The organism is Paenibacillus tepidiphilus (assembly GCF_008635795.1).
Lineage (GTDB): Bacteria > Bacillota > Bacilli > Paenibacillales > Paenibacillaceae > Paenibacillus_AQ > Paenibacillus_AQ tepidiphilus.
On record NZ_VWRQ01000011.1, the window covers coordinates 86,680 to 107,521 of the forward strand.

General features: G+C 54.1%; 14 protein-coding genes. 2 read left to right on the plus strand and 12 right to left on the minus strand.

What is annotated here, in order from left to right:
- Positions 1-399: 399 nt before the first annotated feature.
- From F1379_RS15505 to pdxS, 10 genes are all read right to left on the minus strand, one after another.
- On the minus strand, positions 400-3,696 hold the full coding sequence (locus F1379_RS15505) for a chitinase N-terminal domain-containing protein (RefSeq protein ID WP_150271307.1): 3,297 nt from the start codon (positions 3,694-3,696) through the stop codon (positions 400-402).
- A 222-nt stretch (positions 3,697-3,918) separates the two neighbouring features.
- Entirely contained in the window at positions 3,919-6,234 is a 2,316-nt protein-coding gene (locus tag F1379_RS15510) for a glycoside hydrolase family 95 protein (protein WP_150271309.1), read from the minus strand.
- A gap of 113 nt (positions 6,235-6,347) precedes the next feature.
- Positions 6,348-7,142: an ABC transporter permease subunit gene (locus tag F1379_RS15515; protein WP_150271312.1), complete on the minus strand. Its 795-nt coding sequence runs from the start codon at positions 7,140-7,142 to the stop codon at positions 6,348-6,350.
- A 44-nt stretch (positions 7,143-7,186) separates the two neighbouring features.
- A complete protein-coding gene (locus F1379_RS15520; protein ID WP_150271315.1) occupies positions 7,187-7,987 on the minus strand; it encodes an ABC transporter permease subunit in 801 nt (266 codons plus the stop codon).
- A gap of 5 nt (positions 7,988-7,992) precedes the next feature.
- Complete coding sequence (locus F1379_RS15525) at positions 7,993-8,874, minus strand: ABC transporter ATP-binding protein (RefSeq protein WP_150271317.1); 882 nt, start codon at positions 8,872-8,874, stop codon at positions 7,993-7,995.
- Between the two features lie 43 nt (positions 8,875-8,917).
- Entirely contained in the window at positions 8,918-9,532 is a 615-nt protein-coding gene (locus F1379_RS15530) for a TetR/AcrR family transcriptional regulator (protein WP_239004690.1), read from the minus strand.
- 139 nt (positions 9,533-9,671) lie between these two features.
- Entirely contained in the window at positions 9,672-12,323 is a 2,652-nt protein-coding gene (locus F1379_RS15535) for an ABC transporter permease (RefSeq protein WP_150271321.1), read from the minus strand.
- A gap of 14 nt (positions 12,324-12,337) precedes the next feature.
- Positions 12,338-13,039, minus strand: coding sequence for an ABC transporter ATP-binding protein (locus F1379_RS15540; protein WP_150271323.1), 702 nt, complete (start codon positions 13,037-13,039; stop codon positions 12,338-12,340).
- A 211-nt stretch (positions 13,040-13,250) separates the two neighbouring features.
- Positions 13,251-13,838 carry a pyridoxal 5'-phosphate synthase glutaminase subunit PdxT gene (gene pdxT, locus F1379_RS15545; RefSeq protein WP_150271326.1) on the minus strand — a complete coding sequence of 196 codons (588 nt, stop codon included), beginning with the start codon at positions 13,836-13,838 and terminating at the stop codon, positions 13,251-13,253.
- 18 nt (positions 13,839-13,856) lie between these two features.
- Positions 13,857-14,738 (minus strand): pyridoxal 5'-phosphate synthase lyase subunit PdxS, encoded by an 882-nt coding sequence (gene pdxS / locus F1379_RS15550; protein ID WP_150271328.1) that lies wholly within the window; start codon positions 14,736-14,738, stop codon positions 13,857-13,859.
- Positions 14,739-14,895: 157 nt separating this feature from the next.
- Between pdxS and pdxR the strand changes: the two genes are divergently transcribed.
- Positions 14,896-16,383: a MocR-like pyridoxine biosynthesis transcription factor PdxR gene (pdxR, locus tag F1379_RS15555; protein ID WP_150271330.1), complete on the plus strand. Its 1,488-nt coding sequence runs from the start codon at positions 14,896-14,898 to the stop codon at positions 16,381-16,383.
- A gap of 175 nt (positions 16,384-16,558) precedes the next feature.
- Positions 16,559-19,219 (plus strand): cation-translocating P-type ATPase, encoded by a 2,661-nt coding sequence (locus tag F1379_RS15560; protein WP_150271332.1) that lies wholly within the window; start codon positions 16,559-16,561, stop codon positions 19,217-19,219.
- A gap of 78 nt (positions 19,220-19,297) precedes the next feature.
- On the opposite strand, the gene F1379_RS15565 is transcribed toward F1379_RS15560, so the two are convergent.
- Both F1379_RS15565 and F1379_RS15570 read right to left on the minus strand, forming a co-directional pair.
- Positions 19,298-19,909, minus strand: a complete 612-nt coding sequence (locus F1379_RS15565) for a DUF554 domain-containing protein (RefSeq protein WP_150271334.1) — start codon at positions 19,907-19,909, stop codon at positions 19,298-19,300.
- An 82-nt stretch (positions 19,910-19,991) separates the two neighbouring features.
- Positions 19,992-20,819, minus strand: coding sequence for a MerR family transcriptional regulator (locus F1379_RS15570; protein ID WP_150271336.1), 828 nt, complete (start codon positions 20,817-20,819; stop codon positions 19,992-19,994).
- Between the last annotated feature and the right edge of the window lie 23 nt (positions 20,820-20,842).

Sequence of the window (20,842 nt, forward strand, 5' to 3'; positions counted from 1 at the left end):
CTTACTATATAACTAATGGTATACCTGTAGCTAACCATTGTCAATAAGCTAATTAAAAGTAAGTAAGAGAATTGTATAACAATCTGTCTCAGCCCTTAGCTGCTGCCGTGATTCTGATTAAAGCTTTTGCGTTCATGATGCTAAGTAACCGTTGATTTATATTCTCCGGATAAGCTATTCCTTTATACACAGTTCTCCAGCGCACCATGCTGTTCCAGGCTAATCCAGAAAGCTACTCCGTCTTCCGTCAGCATTCATTGCATTACCCAGCAAATGCCTGTATTTTGAGCGTAGGAAGCACTGGCTAAACCATGGCTCTTACGCGCAAAACAGCGATCCTCCGGCTCTGGAGAATCGCTGTTTATTGTACTTATATTCCACATGTGGAATAAATTTATTTTAGCGGCTGACAGTTACCTTAATCGTATCGCTGACGGTCTCTCCCGCCGCATTGACCAGCTCCGCCCGGTATTCGTACTCACCGGGAGCACGGCCGCTGATGGCAGTCGCAGCGCTCTGGGCTGAAGGCGTATTGGCGTTCAGCGGCTGCGTGTCAATCAGTTGTCCGTTCTCATAGAGGCGGTACTCTGTGGCGTTCGTGCCCCACCACAGATTCATCGTCACTTTATAGGTGCCGTCTCCGTCCCAGTTGTCATGGGCCAGGACCGGCTTTCCGGGAGCCGCGTCCCGGATGGTAACTGTGAGCGGCTGGCTCTTGGTCGTACCGTACTTGTTAGTCAGCTCTGCCGTGTATACATAGGTGCCGTTCGGCTTGCCCTGGAGCGCTGTGCTCGCCGTCTGTGCGGACGGAGATCCATCCTTTAGCGGCTTGGAATCAATCAATGTTCCATTCTCATAGAGCTTGTAGCTGGTGCCGTTATTGCCCCACCACAGGTTCATCGTAACGGTGAAGTTGCCGTCGCTGAGCCCGTAGCCATGGCCGCTGTTCGAGGACAACGCCGGCTGGCCTGGCTTGTCTGTCGCGAGTATAGCACCACCCGTAATCTGGAACGTGTAGCTCTTCCCGGCAATGTTGCCAGCAACGTCGGTCACCACATAGTTTACCGTATGGGAACCGGCGCCCAGCTCTTCAGTGCTCAGGGTCTGTCCATCGGCAATGGGCTGACCATCCAGCAGAAGCTGCTTGGAAGCTACACCGGAAAGCGCATCGGCAGCAGTTAACTCGAACTTAAGCTGCGCCCCTTCCTCCACATCGCCGACGGCACGGCCGGATTCCGTCAGCTCCGCTGCCGGCGGAGCCGTATCGATCTGCAGCTTCAGTGTCTTCATTTGTTCCGCCTTGCCCTTGCTGGACACTGCATGGTAGGTCAGGGTATGCCGGCCGTCTTCGTTCACCGATACTGGCGCACTGTACACAGTTTCAGCACCGCCATTCAGCGAGTAATTTACCTTAGCCGTAGCCGGATCGGCCTTGAGCGAAACTGTGACAGGCTGATTCAACCAGCCTGCCGCATTCGCTTCTGCCGACAGCGTAGCCGTCGTTACCGGTGCGGCCTCTTCTTCCACGATGGCGAAGTCTGTGAGACTTCGCGGTTTAAGCTGGTAGACGCCTTTGAAGATCGCGGCAACGCCGGTAATATCCAGCTTCTGTCCTTCCGTATAAGGGAAGCTGTCCTGGGTGATGCCCGTCCGTACATCGACCCGGACATGATTGCTTGTCCCGTCTGCGGCTACGGCGTCAAATTCAAAGGAACCGCTTGGTGCAGCGGTGATAATATTCGTCACCGTTACATCGTCAAGCTTCAGCAGCTGACCCTGGTTGGCATCGTTGACGGCTGCGGCTGTTATGGGCTGCGGCAGCTCCGCTGTGCCGGTCTTCTCGATCTTCACGACCTCGGTCAGTTCCAGCTCTGTATTGTACAGTGCCGTGGTCGCTGTTACCTTGACCGTGTCACCGGCATGAAAGCCGGCTTGGCTCTGGTAGACATAAAGGCCGCCGGTCTCGTCCTGGAGGTAGAAGGCCTGCCCGCCGAAGATGCCCGGTTCGGTCGTAACGGTTCCCTCCACCGTCACCAAGGCTCCGGCCGCTTTGCCCCGGGCTTCGCCGATGGAGATGGCTGCCGGAATCGGATCTTCTTCGGCTGGCAGCGGCTCGGCCGGAACATTGCCCAGCGTCACCGCTTCGGTCTTCAGGTTCGTGCCGTTCTGGCGCAGGCGCAGATTGGAAGCAGCCGTAGTGCCCGGCTTGATCTGCAAAGTCAGATCCTTGTAGGCATGACCGTTCAGATCGGCCGTCAGGCTAAAATTGGCGCTGTAGGCATAGCTGCTCGGCCAGGTCCCATCGCTGTTCTGGATCTTGGCGATCTGGGCACCGCCGCTCACCTGGTAGATGCCGAGCTGGAAGCCGGATACGCTGGTGCCGGCCGGAAGATAATCTGCGCTCACGCGGATCTGGAAAATCTGCGCATTCGGCAGCACCGCCTGATGCGTGAAATTGTACACCGCACTTGCGGTAGCTGCCGGTCCGCCATAGGCGCCTGCCTTGAAGGTGCTGCGGTCATACCATTTATAACCGGCGTTAGGTGCGGCCCAAGGCTCCGGCTGCGGCTCGGTGGACAGCGCCGGCTCCTCGAACGGCAGCAGTGGTGTCGGTTGATCCAGTGTCAGGCCGCTTACCTGGGTGAAGTCCGTATAGCTCTCCTGTTCGGCGAGCCAATTGACGGTGTTCACCAGAAGCTCGGCGTCATCGGCCTCCTTGAAGCCGTCGTAGGTCGTCTTCTTGGCGCCGGTATCCTCGCGCAGATACTTCGGCGTGACATCCTCAACCGGCGAGGAGTCGCCGATGAAGGCGGCTTTGCCGGCGCCTTTCTTGGCCACGGCAACGTAAGGCCCTTCCGCTACCCCGCCGCCGTTGTAGACGCCTTGATCCACCGCGTTGCCCCAGGAATCATTGGTCTGCGGCAGGTAGACGATGCCCTTCGCGCGGGCGGGGTCCAGGATGGCCAGCGTGGAGCCGGCATGCATGGCTACGCTCGATACTCCCGAAGTAATGCCGAAGGCCTGATTGGGAGCAACTATATTGGTGGCGTTAATATCGCCGAGCGCATTATAACGGAACCGGACGCCGAACTCATCTGCCAGCCAGTCGGAGCTGACCACACCTTGCATGGCCGCAGACCCGGCTTCTTCGGCGCTCATGCCCTTGGCCGGGTTGTCCCAGGCCCCGCGGCGGTAGCCGTTAAAAGACTCATTCCCGTCCCAGCGGTTCTTGTTACGGTCCGCATTGTAATGGTCGCCGATGAAGAAGATGCTGCCGCCATTCTCCACATAATCCGCCATTGCCGCCTGCTCGCTGGCTTTGTAAGGAATATTGGCCTCGGCCACGATGAAGACATCATATCCGGAAAGATCGCCGGGCGTAATCGGGGTGGTCTTGCGAAGCTCCTTGACGTAATAGCCTTCCTGGGCAAGCGCATGGCCAAAGTCGGAAAAAGCACCGTCAATAACCCAGTCGGCCGCACCCGCCGTCTGCGCGTGGGTATTGTCGAACAGAATTTTCTGGCCCGCATGCTCGTTGACTACTTTGGCCTCAATGTACGGTGCGGGATCGCTTGGACCCTCGGCGTACACCGCCGGACCGGCTCCAAACGCGAACCATTGCAGCGGTACGGCTACCGCCGCAGCCAGCGTGCCGTTAAGCAGCTTCCTCTTCCAACCTGAATGCTTCTCCTTCATATCCTTCCTCCTTCAGAGATAGATCGGCAGGCATTACCAGATTTGTCCACCTGCTTGTCGACTACTATCCTATCTCACAAGGATTAGGAAAAACATAGATTTATGTTAACTCAAGCAAAATTATACTTTTGGCCTAGTCAGCGGAAGGAGATATAGGATGATTTACGCAATAAACTGCGAAAAATGTCATAGAAAATGAGCGGCGGCTGGAATGCTTATAACCTACTCTACCCAGCTTTCCGGGGATAATGACACGGTAAACCCGGGACCTGGGAAATCAAGCTTTATTCTATGGTTGATATAAGATACGGTAACTTTACCTTCCGTTAAGGAGCAGATATTGGCCTGCTGAAGCTCACCGTTACTCCAGCTCATCGCTATTTCGTAACCGCCGCGCACGCGCAGACCCCGGACAGAACCGTGTGACCAGGCAGCCGGCAATGCGGGAAGCAGCCGGATGTCGTCTCCTTGACGCTGTACGAGCATTTCTGCGATGCCCGCGGTCCCTCCGAAGTTACCGTCAATCTGAAAGGGCGGATGATCACAGAACAAATTAGGCAATGTCGAGGAACGGAGCAGCTCCAGAATATTCTCATAGGCGAGCTCTGGCTCCTCCAGCCTTGCCCACATATTCAGAATCCACGCCCGGCTCCAGCCCGTATGTCCGCCTCCATGCGTAAGCCTTCTGCGAAGAGTAACCCCGGCGGCTTCGGCCAGAACCGGAGTCGAATGCGGTGTGATTTGTGATCCGGGATGCAAAGCAAACAAATGGGAGATATGCCTGTGTCCCGGCTCCAGCTCTTCATAGTCGACACTCCATTCCTGGATCTGACCGTGCTTCCCGACGGCAAGTCCGGGTATTCGTGCGAGCGTCTGACGCAGCAGCTCTCCGAAATCCTCATCTTCCTGAAGAATCTCTGTACTCTCGATACAGTGCCCGAATAGCTCCCTTATGATTTGACTATCCATTGAAGCACCGTAGCATAAAGCTCCCGATTCCCCGTTAGGCAGCACATAACGGTTCTCCGGCGAAGAGGAAGGGCTGATAACAAGGTTCCCGTCAGGGTCTGTGATTAGATAATCCAGCAGAAACAAGGCGGCTTCCTTCATCGTGGGGTAAGCATTCTTCAGGAATGAGAGGTCCCGTCCATATTCATAATGATCCCATAAATGCAGGGATAGCCATGCTGCTCCCATGACCCAGAACGTAGAGGTAATGCAGACATCCTGCGGAGCCGTGTCCGCCCAGATATCTGAATTATGATGTGCAACAAAGCCTCTCGATCCGTACATGGTTCCGGCTGTTTCTGTCCCTCTTTCACGTATCCTTCCAATAAAATCAAACAAAGGAATATGGCATTCCGCCAGATTGCAGCTTTCAGCCGGCCAATAATTCATCTGCGTATTGATGTTGATGGTATACTTGCTGTCCCATATCGGCAGCATGTCTTTATTCCATATCCCCTGGAGGTTGGCCGGCAATGAGCCTGGACGGCTGCAGGAGATCAGCAAATAACGGCCGAAATGGAAATATAGGCCGATCAGTCCGTTGTCCTCCGCTCCCTGCTGAAGCCGTTGCAGCCGCTGGTCCGTTGCAAGATCAGACAGGCTCTGCTGGTCCAACTTTCCCTGAAGAGATAATTCCATACGGCCGAATAATGCACGATAATCCTCAATATGACTTGAACGCAGCTGTTCGTAAGACTTGCCGGCAGCGCGATCAAGCCTGTTCAGGCATTCTGCCTCCAGCTCTTCCTTCGGGAACCGAAAGTCGGTGCAGGCGGATACAAGGATGGTAGCCGAATTCCCGTCTTTCAAGGTAAGCTGACCGTTGCCGGCTGAAATTTGACCTCCATCAGCGACGATTCGGATAGCGCAGCAGAAGCGGATTCCTTCCTCTCCACCGCTCCTGCCGCGGATAATCAGATCCGCCGGACCCCGGTGCTCGATCCGGTCCACATAGGCGTGGAATCCCACGGGATGTCTGAGGATATCAGACCACGGAGTAGGCTCCAGCACGCTCCCCCTTCCAAATAGAGTCGAGAATGAAAGTCCTCCGGGAGTGCCGGCGGTTAAACGCACAGCCAGTACCTGATCCGGAAAGCTGGAGAAATACTCGCGGCTGTAATGGACCTCATCCCGATGGTAATCCACCCTTACCAGCCCCAGGTCAAGATCGAGCTGCCTGCGGTAACCCCTGATTTTCATTTCTCCGTCACCCATATGCAAATAGAGATCCCCCAGAGGCTCATAATGACGCTGACCGTCAGGGGTACCCACCAGTGCTGTAGATGCCAGATCTTCTGCCTGCCGGATTTGTCCGGCGAACAGCAGGCCTCTGATCTCGTCCAAATGTGTAAGCGTATGAGGATTGTTGCGGTTCATGGGACCGCCATACCAGAGACTGTCCTCGTTTAGCTGCATTCGTTCAATGCCGGTGCTGCCGAAGACCATGCCTCCAAGGGTGCCGTTGCCGATGGGCATTGCTTCCTCCCATTTTTCAGCCGGATGATTATACCAGATCGTCTTTTCGTTCATTTTTTAACCCCCTATACAATGACCTCCTCATTCTAAGGCATCCCCTGTTCATATTTGAATGTACAAAACTAACCTATACATTGACGATTCTATCTACCGTCTCTTTCGGAGCCTCATAAAGTCAGCTCCCGCTTCCCGTAAAAGAAATACGTTAATGCTGCCATACCGGCGGCCAGTAGAATTGCCAGAATCAGAATGCCAAGGCTGAGCCCTCCTCCGGCGACTATACGGTTGTAGCTGAAATACTTAAAGGGCGAGAGCACATTCAGCACAGCAAGGCGCTCATTCAAATCTGTAATTTTGGATACGACAAACGAGCCGATCAAGACTCCTGCAGCAGCGGCCCCCGAGGATTTCGGATGTCTCATCCAGGCGGACAGCAAAGCGCCGAAGGTCAGAAAAATCAGCTGAACAATAAACATGCTGAAGAGAAACAGGGCAATTTCAGCGGAAATATCTGTCCCTTTGTTATACGCAGCAACCATCACCAGGGACGAGAACAATGTAACGAGGTTAAGGACCGCGATATTCACAAGGGCGGCCAGCAGTTTAGATGTAACGATGATTGTCCGTGAGACCGGTTTGGCCAGCAGGAACTCCGCCGTCTTATCCCTTTCTTCCTTCGCAATAATGCTGCTTCCCAGCAGCACGGCATGGATGGCGGCGGTAAGCTCCACATACAGAAACAGCAGGGCGTAATATCCGCTCATCACGGTAACATCCAGCGAGCCGATCCCCATCAGGGCTTTGACCGGTGACGGCAGTTGGTTGAAGACCTCGCTGCCCGCTCCCCCGGAGGAATAAGCCGTATATTTGCCCATGCCGCTGACGATCAGCAGAAACATACACACGCTCCAGATGATCAAGCCTTTCCGTCCCGCCTTCAGCTCTCTCCAAAATATATTCATACTACGGCCTCCTTCAGGTCATATCGTTAGGCAAGCACCTCTAGTTAAACCGCATGGATATCCTTCTTGATATACACCCGGTAGCTTACTGCCACTGCGGCTGCAATCAGGAGCGCACTGACAAGCAGGTACTTGAGCTCATAGCCGCTATGTTCGATGATATAGATGCTGTCAAAATACTGAAAAGGTGACAGGTAGCGACCCGCCCCTTCCTCTGCATTTGCACCCAGCAGTGCCCCGATGATATAAAGCCCGAAGACGGTACCGAGAGTGATGGGAAGCACATTCTTCAGCCTGCTGAAGAATACGGAAACCGCCAGCCCGATGGCCAGAAAGACCAACTGGATGAACAGCAGGGGCAGATTAAGCAGAATGAACAGATGCATGCTGTAACCATTGGCTGCAACAGCTCCGGCCAGGATGGCTGTGACTGCAAAGAACATCATATCGGTGGCGATAATCACTGTGCAGGCCGCGAGCAGCTTGGCCGTGACTATATTTGAGCGGGTTACAGGCTTAACGAGGAGGAAATCGGCCGTGCGCTCCCGCGATTCCTTGGACAGAACAGATGCGCCGAGGTGCATGGCCTGAATGGCTCCGCATAGAACAATGTAGACAAACACCATGGAATAATACCCTGAGAGAGAAGAAATGTAGTCGAGATGGATGCCAAGCATCGCCCTTACAGCTGCGGGGTAGCCTTCCAGCAGACTTACGAAATCTGCCGTGTCGCCCGCCATACTGGGATACAGCGAAAGAAACAGCGCAGCGAGTGCAATCATAGCGCCCGACCAGATCATGCCGGATTTGCGGAGAGACTTCAGCTCATGCAGAACCATATTCATCCCGCTCAATCCTCCTTGACATAGTAATGCATAAAGATTTCTTCCAGATCGGGTTCCTCAACGGATAGGTTGCGGAGTTCAACGGCGGCGAGGGCTTTCATCATCGTATTGATATTTCCTTTAAAAATGAATTTGGCTGCGTTGCCGTTCGCTTCGAAATTGCTCACGCCGGTGAGATTGAAATCTGCCTTGCGTATGGCCGCTGCGGCCTCCATGCTGATCCGCTTGTAGCTGTTTTCCTGCAGGGTGCTCATCTTTTCCAGCTTGATGATTTCCCCCTCCTTAATGAAGGCCACCCTGCTGCACATTTTCTGCACTTCGCTAAGGATGTGTGAGGAGAAGAATACCGTGGCGCCCTTCCGGTTCTCCTCCGCGATCAGCTCAAAGAATTTCTGCTGCATCAGCGGGTCGAGGCCGCTTGTAGGCTCATCCAGAATGATCAGCTTTGGCTCATGGAGCAGACCCTGTACGATACCGACCTTCTTTTTGTTGCCGAACGACAGATCGTCGATTCTCTTCTTCAGGTCAAGGTCCATCACTTCTGCCAGTTCCCTGATCCGTTTCGTGCAGTCCTTCTTATAGAAGCTGGCCGAATATTTAAGGAGGTCAATGACCCGCATGTTGTCATAATAAAAGACCTCGGAAGGCAGATAACCAAGCTCCTTGCGGATCTTGGGGTGCTCGGTGCAGCTCTTGCCGAAGACAGTAGCACTGCCGCTTGTCGGATAGATGAGCCCAAGCAGCGTACGGATGGTTGTCGATTTTCCTGCACCGTTGGGCCCGATGAAGCCAAAGATTTCTCCTTCTTCCACAGCGAGATTCACATCCGTGATTCCCCGCGACTTGCCGTAATGTTTGGTCAGATGATTCAGTTCAATGACGGACATTGGCGTGCCCTCCTCAATTTATCCGGAATGTTAATACTGCAGCTTAGAGATATTCTTCCTTATACAGATTGCTTCTCAGCAAGCGGGTACACTCCTCGAACTCCTTATAAAGAGCTTCCGGATCAATTACGGCATCATTGGGCAATTCGCTGACGAAGCCTTCTGAATATCTAACCAGTATCTTCAGGACCAGCTTGGGATCGACACCGTCCTTGAATTTGGATACGTCCATTCCATCTAAGGCAATTTGGTTTCTGAAGCCTTCGCCCATGGCCAGTGTTGTCTGAATATCCTGCTGCACCTCCCCATCCTTCTCGAACAGAATGCTGCTTAGAAAGGACAGAATAGCGGGATGCTTGCGCATCGCCAGGATTTTGATCATGGAAACCATTTGGATTCGTTCAAAAAAATCAGTGACATCCCGGTCAAATTTTTCGGTTATGGCATCCATTACGATGCCGCTGCAGAATTCGATCAGATACAGATACAATGCCTTCTTGGTGCCGAAATAATGAAAGACCATCGCTTTCGAAATGCCCGCTGCGGCGGCAATGTCGCTGACAGAGGTTTTCTTGTAGCCACTAACACTGAAGGCCAAAAGGGCACCGTCTATAATCTGGGTTTGCTTCTCTGCAGGCAGGCTTGCGAACTTTTCCAATAGGTCACCCCCATTCATTAATCATCGACCGAATCGGTTTATGATGCCAGTATATTCCTGTAAACCGAAATGGTCAACGATTATTTCAGCAAAAAAAAAGACCCCTTCCGATTCCCGGAAGGGTCTTTAGTCTGATTGGCTATTCGACCGATTTGAGCGCCTCGATCATATGAATCCGTTTGAGCTTCATGTGCATGAAGGCCATTACAATACCGGAGAACACCATCGTTAAGAGGGCCGCGTAAATATAGCTGGGCCACTCAATGACCGGAGCGAACATCGTCGCGTCCAGCTCGGCCGTCTGCAGGACATAGCTGTGCAGCAGGATGCCGAGACCTGATCCGCCTGCAATACCGAGCAGGGTCAGCAGGATATTTTCCCGGTAAATGTACATCGTCACTTCATTGTCATAGAAACCAAGCACCTTGATGGTCGACAGCTCGCGGATACGCTCGGATACATTGATATTGGTCAGATTATACAGTACGACGAAGGCCAGTGCCGCCGCGGATACAATCAGCACCAGGGTTACGACATCCATGCTCTGCATCGTCTCGTCGAAGGCCGTACCGACATTGCTGGAGAAGCTGACTGCAGCTACCGAACCATTTGCGGTCAGCTTCTCGCTGAACTGATCTTCCCATACGCTGTCCTGTGCGCTGTAGTTCAGCAGCGATGTATTGAATACTGCGTCTTTGCCAAACACTGAATTATAGTACGCCGGTGTCATATAGGCATAGTGCATGACATAGTTTTCGGTAATTCCCGCAACCTGAATGTCATAGGTGTCGTTCTTGTTATCTACCAGCGTAAAGGTATCTCCGGGTTCAAGCCCATACAGCTTCGCGAGCTTCTCCGTGATGACGGCCCCTTCGTCCGTGAGCTCCCGTTCTTCTCCGCTGGAACGGTCGCGCAGCTGCACAAAGTCGGATAAGGACTGAGCGGTTTCCGGGACGAACAGATTAACGTCCTGGTCATTTACTCCTTTGGCGCGTGCAGTCATCGACTCCTGGGCCACATGCAGCGTTCCGATGATACCCGGCTCTCCGCTGATCAGCTGCTCGTAGGATGCCCGCGCCTCCGGTGCGGCATCGGTATGCAGCGCCACCAGCGCATCATATTTCATGATGACGCCGAACTGCTGCGGCGCGATGCTGCCGATGGAGTCCTTGAGGCCGAAGCCGGTCAGAATCAGCGCCGTACAGCCGGCTACGCCGAATACAGTCATGAACATCCGCTGCTTGTAGCGGAACAGATTGCGTGCGGTTACCTTCTGGACGAAGCTCAGCCGTTTCCATACAAAGGTAATGCGCTCCAGAATGATCCGCTGACCGCTCTTCGGCGCCTTGGGACGCATCAAGACGGCGGCGTTGCCGCGCAGCTCTACCCGGGCGGCGAGCCATGCCGTCAATGTGGTGCAGACCAGAGCCACAAGGATGGAAATGATCGAATACGAAGGATAGAAGCTCTTGATGAGATCCGGCAGATTATAAAGGGAGCCGTAGGCATTGAAGATAATGGACGGCAGCAGGGTGAAGCCGACCGCGAGGCCGACCGCCGAGCCCGCCAGGCTGGCAAGCGTACCGTAGACCAGGAATTTGGCCATGATGTCGCTATTGCCGTACCCCAGCGCCTTCAGGGTACCGATCTGCAGCCGGTGCTCCTCCACCATCCGCGTCATGGTCGTCAGGCTGACCAGCGCGGCTATCAGGAAGAAGAATACCGGAAACACGCTGGCAATCGCCGACAGACGGTCGGCATTGTCTTTATATTCCGCATACCCCGGATTGGCGTTGCGGTCCGTAACATAGATCTTGGGCAGCTCCAGCTCGGCGAGCTGCCGTTCGCCCTCGGCCAGCTCCTCCCGGGCAGCGGCCAGCTTCTCGGCCATCGCCCCGGCGTCTCCCGCCTGGGCCTGCTCCTGCCCTTGCGCGGCGGGCTGCTGCGCCGCCTGGGCCATCTGCTGCTCGGCGGCAGCCAGCTCTGCGCGTCCTTTGGCGAGCTCCGCCTCGCCTTCGGCCCGCAGCTCGGACAGGCGTGCTTCCGGTACGCCTGCCATGGCCTGCTCCACAGCTGCGGTATGCCGCTCCATCAGCGTCTCATACTCTGAGCTGTAGGCTTCTACCCCGGCCGTATCCTTGAAGGACAGATAAGCTTCCGTATATACCGGCAGCTTGAAATCCTCCTCCGGGATTGCCGCGAATGCATCGGCCGTGCCTTTGCCGATCGTACTGGTGCCGCGGTTGTTCTTCTCGATATACTGCGGGCTCCGCACAAAGCCTGTGACAGTATACTCCAGCTTCTCCAAGCTGTCTGTAAGACCGGCTTCTGTGCCGTTTCCGGTGAATACAATCCTGTCGCCAAGCTTATATTCGCCTGCCAGCACATCGTCCAGCACAATCTCGCCGGACTCCTCGGGAAGCCGCCCTTCCATCAGGCGGTACTGATTAAGCGGCTGATCTTGGCTGTAGGAGAACACCTTGAGGATCGATCCGTTATCCCCGGCGAACACATCCGTACTGTAGCCTGGCTGCACCTCGCCGACTTCCGGCACTTCCTTGAGGAGCGCAAGCTCATCCTCATTCAAACCGTAGCTGCTCTGCACCTTCAGGTCCATCAGCTTCGTCTCCCGGTAGAAGCTGCCTGCGGTATCCAGCATATCCGGACCGGCAGCCTTGATTCCGGAGAAGAAGCAGACGCCCAGCATAATGATTGCAAAAATCGAAATAAAGCGGGCCTTGGTATGCCCGATCTCGCGGAAGATATCCTTCCATAATGCCCGTTTCTTCATCTATGATCTGCTCCTTACCATTCGATATCGTCTACGGATACCGGCGAAGGATTCACGACCATCTTCCGTACCTTGGCGTTGTTGATCTCGATCACCCGGTCAGCCATAGGCGCAATGGCCAGGTTATGGGTGATAACAATAACCGTTGTTCCCGTATTGCGGCAGGTATCCTGCAGCAGCTTCAGCACCTGCTTGCCGGTGTTGTAATCCAGTGCCCCAGTCGGCTCGTCGCAGAGCAGCAGCTTGGGCTGCTTGGCCAGCGCGCGGGCAATGGCGACGCGCTGCTGCTCCCCGCCCGACAGCTGGGCCGGAAAGTTATTCAGCCGTTCCCCAAGCCCCACATCCTCCAGCACCTTGCGCGCATCCAGCGCCCGCGGGGAGATCTGCGAAGCCAGCTCGACATTCTCCAGCGTCGTCAGATTCGGTACCAGATTGTAGAACTGAAACACGAAGCCCACGTCATTGCGCCGGTAGCCGGTCAGCTCCTTGCTGCTGAATTTGGCAATATCCGTACCATCCACAATGACCTGGCCTTCGTCGGCGGAATCCATCCCGCCCAGAATATTCAGCACGGTCGATTTACCGGCGCCGCTGGGACCGACAATTACCGCAAATTCGCCTTTGTTGATCTCAAAATCAATGCCGTCATTGGCAACAATGACGCTCTCACCCATCCGGTAGCGCTTGTACTCATCCTTTACTGCAACAAAGCTCATCCCTCATCCTCCTGTTTCTATCTAGGCTCACCTCCAAGTTTATCATAAAAAGAATGGCGAAGCCCGCCGGTCGTCAGAGGGCTGTACTCGTGTCTACCCGGCAGAATCTCGCTTCTTGAAGAGAATCCGTCATATAAGAGCCGGGTTCAAAAAAACACCTGCCAGTTCACGCAGAACCGGCAGGTGCTTATGGTTATTGAGGTGCTTGTGGTTATTGAATGTTGGATGTTGCCGCTTCAATCACCATATCCAGAAAGAACCGGTGGAAGCTGATATCCTCCGTCAATTCCGGATGGAACGACGAGACCAGCAAATGCCCCTGGCGTGCGGCCACAATTTGTCCGTCGTAGCTGGCCAGGATCTCTACCTCCGGACCGGCGGCTTCAATTAACGGGGCACGGATAAACACGGCTTGGATCTCTTCGTCAAGCCCCTTCAGCCTAAGCGCCGTTTCGAAGCTTTCACGCTGGCGGCCAAAGGCATTCCGCGCTACCGTGATATCCATCAGGCCCAGATGCGGTTCCTCTCCGCCGCTAATCCGCTCGGCGAGAACGATCAGTCCTGCACAGCTTCCGTATATAGGCTTCCCTTTGCTGGAGAAGTGGCGGATCGCTTCTATAAATTCATATTTCCGCATCAGCTTGCCGATGGTTGTGCTTTCTCCGCCGGGAATGATCAGACCGTCAATGTCAGCTAATTGCTCCGTTTTCTTTACGGCAATCCCGGTGCCGCCGGCCAGCTCAATGCTCCGCATATGCTCGGCAACCGCTCCCTGTAACGCCAATACACCGATGTTCATTTGCCGTCTCCTACTCTCTTACCAGCCACGGTCGGACATACGCTCCGCCGCCGTCAGCTTCGAAATTTCAATCCCCTTCATAGGGGCTCCCAGGTTCTTGGACACCTCGGCGATCAGCTTGTAATCCGTGAAGTGCGTAGTAGCTTCAACAATGGCACGGGCAAACTTCTCAGGGCTGTCGGACTTGAAAATACCGGAGCCGACAAACACCCCGTCCGCTCCCAGATGCATCATCAGCGCCGCATCCGCCGGCGTAGCCACGCCGCCTGCGGCAAAGTTTACTACAGGGAGCTTGCCATGCTCATGAACATCGCGCAGCAGCTCGTAAGGTACTCCAAGATTCTTGGCTTCAGCGTACAGCTCATCCTTGGACATGTTCTGCACTTTGCGGATCTGGCTGTTAATCAGCCGCATATGCCGGACCGCTTCGACAATGTTGCCTGTTCCCGGCTCGCCTTTGGTACGGATCATGGCTGCACCTTCGCCGATCCGGCGGAGTGCCTCTCCCAGATCTTTGGCGCCGCATACAAACGGTACGGTGAACTCATGTTTGTCGATATGGTACACTTCATCCGCTGGAGTAAGGACCTCACTTTCATCGAGGTAATCGACACCCAGAGATTCCAGCACTTTCGCTTCGACATAATGTCCGATCCGAGCCTTGGCCATAACCGGAATGGACACCACCTTCATTACCTCTTCGATAATGGTCGGATCAGCCATACGGGCGACGCCGCCTGCTGCACGGATATCCGAGGGTACCCGTTCCAAAGCCATAACGGCTGTGGCTCCTGCCGCTTCTGCGATTTTTGCCTGCTCGGCATTCATGACGTCCATGATGACGCCGCCTTTTTGCATTTCAGCCATGCCTCTTTTAACGCGATCTGTTCCTTGTTGCATGCTTGTATTCCTCCTATGTATGGTTAATAGTTCACTGCTCCGTGCGGCTCTTGATCGTCTGCAATCTATGGCTTAGTATAAGGTGAGTACTGACAACTAAAAAGATCCAATTATAACGGTTTTTGATGTACCACTATGAATGATAACTGGAGGACATATGCAATTTCATGCCGCTTACTGCTCTTATTTAGAGCGGAATAACACCAAGATGAAGGCTCTTTACCAGGCGATTCGTGATGCGATTCATGAAGGACAGATCCTGTACGGCGAGAAGCTGCCTTCTACAAGGGAACTGGCCGCAGCGTATCATATATCCCGGGGGGTCGTGAATCAGGTTTACGATATGCTGACCTCGCAGGGCTACCTGCTTTCACAGCATGGCAAAGGCACCTTTGTGGCCTACCAAATCGACTTAAGTAATGAAGAATTCATTGCGGAACCTGCAGTCCGGCACCTGTCGGGATGGGGGCAGCGTATCCGGCAACTGGGGCAACCGGCAACGCGTGATATGGTAACTCCCGGAGATGCCCTGAAACAATCCGGAGCCGTCATCGACTTCAGCCGGTATCAGCCGGACCTCTCGAAATTCCCTTACGAGGAATGGAATAACCGCTTGTATGCAGAGGTGCGTAACCGGGAGCCGGATTTGAATGCGGCCTCGGCTTCCGTCAGTTCTTTAGGAGATCCGAAGCTACGGGAGGCCATTGCCGCCTATCTCCGCAGGATGCGGGGAATTCAGGCGGATGCGGAGCATATCGCAGTTACGGCCGGCTCCATGCAGGCCATTGCCCTGCTCACCCAATTGCTTGCCGGTCCCGGCGATCTGGTGGTTACGGAGAGCCCGTCCTATGTCGGGATCGCGCAAGCCATTCAGGCAGCCGGAGCCGGATTGGTTGAAGCCAATCTGGATGGCCAGGGTCTTGTGCCGCAGGATTGGCAGGCCCGGCTGTTATTCGTTACACCCTCCCGGCAATTCCCCACCGGTGAAATGCTTAGTCTGGAGCGCAGGCAAACGCTGCTGGAGTGGGCACACCGTCAGGATGCCATGATTGTGGAGGATGATTATGACAGTGAATTCCGCTATCGCGGGATGCATGTGGAGCCGCTGAAGACGCTGGATAAAGAAGGACGGGTCATTTACCTGGGCAGCTTCACGAAGACTCTGCCTGTTGAGGTACGGCTGGGTTATGTTGTCCTACCTCCCGCCCTGGCTGACACCTTCAGAAAGGCGCAGGCCTTATATGAGCCCAGACCGGTGAACTTATTGGAGCAGCGGGCCTTGGCAGCCTTTATGGCAAGCGGTCAATATGAGCGGCATCTGCGCCGGATGAACCGTTTTTACAGCCGTAAATTCCTTGTGCTGATCCAGTTGCTCAATCAGGAGCTTGCCTCCTGGTTTGAGTGGGTTGACAATGATGCGGGCCTGCATGTGTTTGGCTGGTGGCAGGGCGATGCCTCCGCTTTTGCTGATTTTCGCAGAGCGGCCCGCTCGGAAGGGGTTCTGTACTCAGAGGTCAGCAGTTCTGCGGCCCCAAGCACAAAGTACGGTATCTATTTATCGTTTGCTCATTTATCGGAATCAGAGCTGCAGGAAGGTGTGATGCGGTTGAAGAAGGCGGTTACTACCGGTTTCAAGTCATGTTGAAACTTGTCGCAAATTAAACCGTAAGTTCTAAGATAGCTTCAATCCGAACTGGGTAAACTAACGCTTAGCCTATACATACATGCGTATAACAAGCGCTTAATGGGTATTAGTCCAGTAAACCGAAGCTGTAAACATTGAAGCTAAATCACATTACTGCAGAGAGGAGCTATCATTAGTGGAGTATTACCGTAAGAGTGCATCGGAGAGCTTGCAGGAGCTGGAGAGTTCGCCGCGCGGGCTTGCTTCAGCAGAAGTTGAGCAGCGTCTGGCTAGGGACGGGTACAATGAATTAAAGGGAAAGAACCGGGACCCTATCTGGAAGCTGTTCCTGGAGAATTTCAAGGACCCGATGGTAGTGGTTCTGCTGGTAGCGGCCACGGTCCAGATTATTATGGGGCATGTGATGGAATCGCTGATCATCTTCCTGGTCCTGATTCTCAACGCCGTAATCAGCGTCATCCAGACCCGGAAAGCCGAAAGCTCACTTGCCGCCTTGCAGCAGATGTCGGCACCCGAGGCCAAGGTGCTGCGGAACGGGGCGCTCACTACCGTTGCGGCGAGGGAACTCGTCCGCGGCGATATCGTCGTGCTGGAAGCCGGGGATTTCGTGCCTGCCGACGGACGGATCATTGAATCGGAAAGCCTGAAGATCAATGAAGGTATGCTGACCGGTGAATCGGAAGCGGTCGAGAAACATGTCAACATCATTGATAAAGAGGCTCCGCTCGGCGACCGCCGCAATATGGCGTTCAGCGGTTCCCTGGTCGTATACGGCCGCGGTGTCTTCGCCGTCACAGGAACCGGATTGACTACCGAGATCGGCAAGATAGCCGAGCTCATTGAAAGCGCCGAAGCAAAGCAGACACCGCTGCAGCGCAAGCTCGAAGCCTTCAGCAAGCAGCTCGGCATAGCGATTGTTATCCTATCTGTTTTGATTTTTGCCATCCAGGCCGGACGTGTCTGGTTGTCGGATACTACGGTCGATACCACTGAAGCAATCCTGAATGCGGTCATGTTTGCTGTCGCCGTGGCCGTCGCCGCCATTCCCGAGGCCCTCTCTTCCATCGTCACTATTGTTCTTTCCGTAGGTACGAACAAAATGGCCAAGCAGAATGCGATTATCCGCAAGCTTCCGGCCGTGGAATCACTGGGGTCGACCAGTGTCATCTGTACGGACAAGACCGGCACCCTCACCCAGAATAAAATGACGGTTGTCGATTACTTCTTACCGCAAGGGGACAGTGACCAATTTAACCGGCATCATGAGGAATGGTCAGTGGAGGCCAGACGGCTCCTGCACATAGCCGTACTCTGCAACGACTCCAACATTAATGAGGATGGAAAAGAGCTCGGTGACCCGACTGAAGTGGCGCTTATCGCCTTCAGCAACAGCAAGAATAAAGATTATAAGGAAATCCGCGACAATTTCCCCCGCGAAGCCGAGCTGCCTTTTGACTCGGACCGTAAGCTCATGACAACACTGCACACCTTCGATGGACAAAAGGCGCTGCTCACCAAAGGCGGGCCTGACGTGCTCTTCGACCGGTGTACTCATGTCCTGCTGGGGGAAGAGGAAGTGCCGTTGACCCCCGAAATGCTGGAGGTTTTCTTTAAAGCCAATGAGGATTACTCCAGCAGAGCCCTGCGCGTGCTTGCTTATGCCTACAAGACTGTACCGAACTCGGTCACAGAAATCGGGCTGGAGGATGAGCAGAATCTGGTGCTTGTGGGCTTAACCGCCATGATCGACCCTCCACGGGATGCCGTATACGGGGCGATTGCCGAATCCAAGAAGGCCGGTATCCGCACCATCATGATCACCGGTGACCATAAGACCACCGCACAAGCGATCGGACGAGATATTGGCCTCATGACCGATAAGGAAATTGCCGTAACCGGCCAGGAGCTGGATGCCATGTCTGACGAGGAGCTGGATGGCAAGCTCGAACAGATCGGCGTCTACGCCCGGGTATCCCCGGAGAACAAGATCCGGATTGTACGGGCGTGGCAGCGAAAGGGTAAAATCACTGCCATGACCGGCGACGGTGTCAATGACGCCCCTGCCTTGAAGCAGGCCGATATCGGTGTAGCCATGGGCAGCGGAACCGATGTGGCCAAGGATGCGGCGGCAATGATTCTGACCGACGATAATTTCGTGTCCATAGTTAATGCTGTATCCGTAGGCAGAACGGTATTCGATAACATCAAGAAAGCAATCGCCTATCTGTTCTCCGGCAATCTGGGTGCGATTATCGCCATCCTCTTTGCTCTGATCTTCGACTGGGTGAACCCGTTCACGGCCATCCAGCTGCTGTTCATCAATCTGGCGAACGACTCTCTGCCTGCGATTGCGCTGGGTATGGAGAAGCCGGAACCCAATGTGATGAACCGGAAACCGCGGGACCTCAAGGAAGGGATCTTTGCCGGAGGCATGATGCAAGCCATCATTACCCGCGGTCTGCTGATCGGGATTGCCGTCATTGTCTCCCTGTACATCGGACTTCAGCATTCATCGGATATGGGCGTAGCGATGGCTTTCACCACGCTGATCCTGTCCCGTACGCTGCAGACCTTCGCCGCCCGCTCGAACAGTCAGACTTCCATTGAAGCCGGATTCTTCAGCAACAAATACGTGATCGGCGCCGTCCTGGTCTGCATCGCCTTTTACGGCATTACCGTTCTGCCGGGAATCCGCAGCATCTTCTCGATTCCTGCTTCGTTCGGAATGTCGGAATGGCTGGTAGCCGCCGGTCTTGCCCTGGGTGCCGTCATCCTGATGGAAGTCATCAAGCTGATCCGCAGAGCTTTTACGTCAAAAACGGTAGAACGTGCCTGAAGCATCTGGGGCATGTCAATAACAGAGGGTCCCGGTTGCCGGGACCCTCTGTTATGTCTTGGACGAGACGCTTCCCCCTTAAAGCCCCAACATAGACTTGACCGCCATAAAGATCACCGGAATCAGCAGTGCCGGGATTAGGTTGATCGTCTTGAAGCTGCGAATGCCAAGAATGCTTAAGCCTGCGGACAAGATCAGAACCCCGCCGACAATTGAGGTCTCGGTCAGCAGCTCAGGTGTGAGAAACCCGGATAAGACATGTGCCAGCAGGTACAGTGAGCCTTGCCAGCAGAACAGCACCGCTGCCGCCCAAATAATGCCTATACCGAATGTGGAAGCGAGCACTATAGAGGTTACCCCGTCAAGGATCGCGTTCGTATACAGATACGTATGATTACCGTGCAGTGCACTTTCTATCGGCCCCAGAATCGACATAGTACCTACACAGAACAGCAATATGGCCGTGGATAACCCCTCCGCCAGATTCCCCTTGGAGAACCTGGACAACACCTGCTTGAACCGCTGCTCTAAATCAAGCATCTGCCCGAGAATGCCGCCCAGGGCTGTCGCAGCCAGTCCCATGGCCTGCATCAGGATATCCTGGTAAGACTCCTTCAGACCTCTTTTAAAAATACTTCCCGCCAAACTGCCCGCAATGATTGCGGCCGTATTCACAATCGTTCCAATCATTGGTCGCTCCCCCATCTTTTTAGGAACAAGAATAAACCCTCCAGCAGCTGGAGGGTCAATAGCATCAGGAAATTGGATAGCGTTAATTAGAAATCACCGGCAGCTGAATCTCGGTCACGAATTTGGACGGGTCTTGGGTTAGACCATAGTCGATATAAGTGATTTCAAGAGCATCACCCGCGAGGGTGTAGTCTTGCTCCCGGACATATTTGAGCAACGTATCATAATGAGGCGCCGCATCCGCATGGGTTCCTGCAAACCGGACGGTCAGGTATTTATGACGGGGAAGCAGCTGTGCGGCAGTATCTGCACCATCATCACCACCCGGTTCCATGAACAGGAAAATGGCATCATATTCATCGAATTTCCGCTCCCGCAGACTGCTGAGCGATATCATCAATCCGACCTGCCCCAGAAAAACACTCGATTTCAGCCGGTTGTTGTTCTCCAGCATACGTATCCACATTTCCAGATTGTCGCTGCTATGGATTCTCTGCTTCAGCACTATGATCATCCGGTCCGGGAGCTGTACCTCGCGGATTTTGCCTAATTCCTCTGCGCTCGATACAGCTTCGATCTGATGTATCCGCTGGTGTATTTTCTTATGAATCTGTTCAAGCTCTCTGATCTTCTCTTCCGTACGGCTCTGCTGCTCCTTTAACAAGGCTAACACATCGTCAATGCTCCGGTTGTCTATAAACCGCTTGATTTCCTTCAAGGGAATATTCAGCGCCTTGAGATACAGAATCGTATTCAAGCGCTCAAATTGTTCAATCGCATAATACCGGTAACCTGTCTGCTCATCGACCAGAGCCGGTGTGAACAGCTGGATTTCATCGTAGTAACGCAAGGTCCGGATATCAATTTGAAACAGCCTGGATATTTCGCCGATCATAAACATACTGCTCATGGTTCGCCGCCCTCGTCTCCTTC

Excerpts from the sequence above, each read along its gene's own strand:
- F1379_RS15505 (WP_150271307.1), bottom strand. The coding sequence starts at position 3,696 with ATGAAGGAGAAGCATTCAGGTTGGAAGAGGAAGCTGCTTAACGGCACG.
- F1379_RS15510 (WP_150271309.1), bottom strand. The coding sequence starts at position 6,234 with ATGAACGAAAAGACGATCTGGTATAATCATCCGGCTGAAAAATGGGAG.
- F1379_RS15515 (WP_150271312.1), bottom strand. The coding sequence starts at position 7,142 with ATGAATATATTTTGGAGAGAGCTGAAGGCGGGACGGAAAGGCTTGATC.
- F1379_RS15520 (WP_150271315.1), bottom strand. The coding sequence starts at position 7,987 with ATGAATATGGTTCTGCATGAGCTGAAGTCTCTCCGCAAATCCGGCATG.
- F1379_RS15525 (WP_150271317.1), bottom strand. The coding sequence starts at position 8,874 with ATGTCCGTCATTGAACTGAATCATCTGACCAAACATTACGGCAAGTCG.
- F1379_RS15535 (WP_150271321.1), bottom strand. The coding sequence starts at position 12,323 with ATGAAGAAACGGGCATTATGGAAGGATATCTTCCGCGAGATCGGGCAT.
- F1379_RS15540 (WP_150271323.1), bottom strand. The coding sequence starts at position 13,039 with ATGAGCTTTGTTGCAGTAAAGGATGAGTACAAGCGCTACCGGATGGGT.
- pdxT (WP_150271326.1), bottom strand. The coding sequence starts at position 13,838 with ATGAACATCGGTGTATTGGCGTTACAGGGAGCGGTTGCCGAGCATATG.
- pdxS (WP_150271328.1), bottom strand. The coding sequence starts at position 14,738 with ATGCAACAAGGAACAGATCGCGTTAAAAGAGGCATGGCTGAAATGCAA.
- pdxR (WP_150271330.1), top strand. The coding sequence starts at position 14,896 with ATGCAATTTCATGCCGCTTACTGCTCTTATTTAGAGCGGAATAACACC.
- F1379_RS15565 (WP_150271334.1), bottom strand. The coding sequence starts at position 19,909 with ATGATTGGAACGATTGTGAATACGGCCGCAATCATTGCGGGCAGTTTG.
- F1379_RS15570 (WP_150271336.1), bottom strand. The coding sequence starts at position 20,819 with ATGAGCAGTATGTTTATGATCGGCGAAATATCCAGGCTGTTTCAAATT.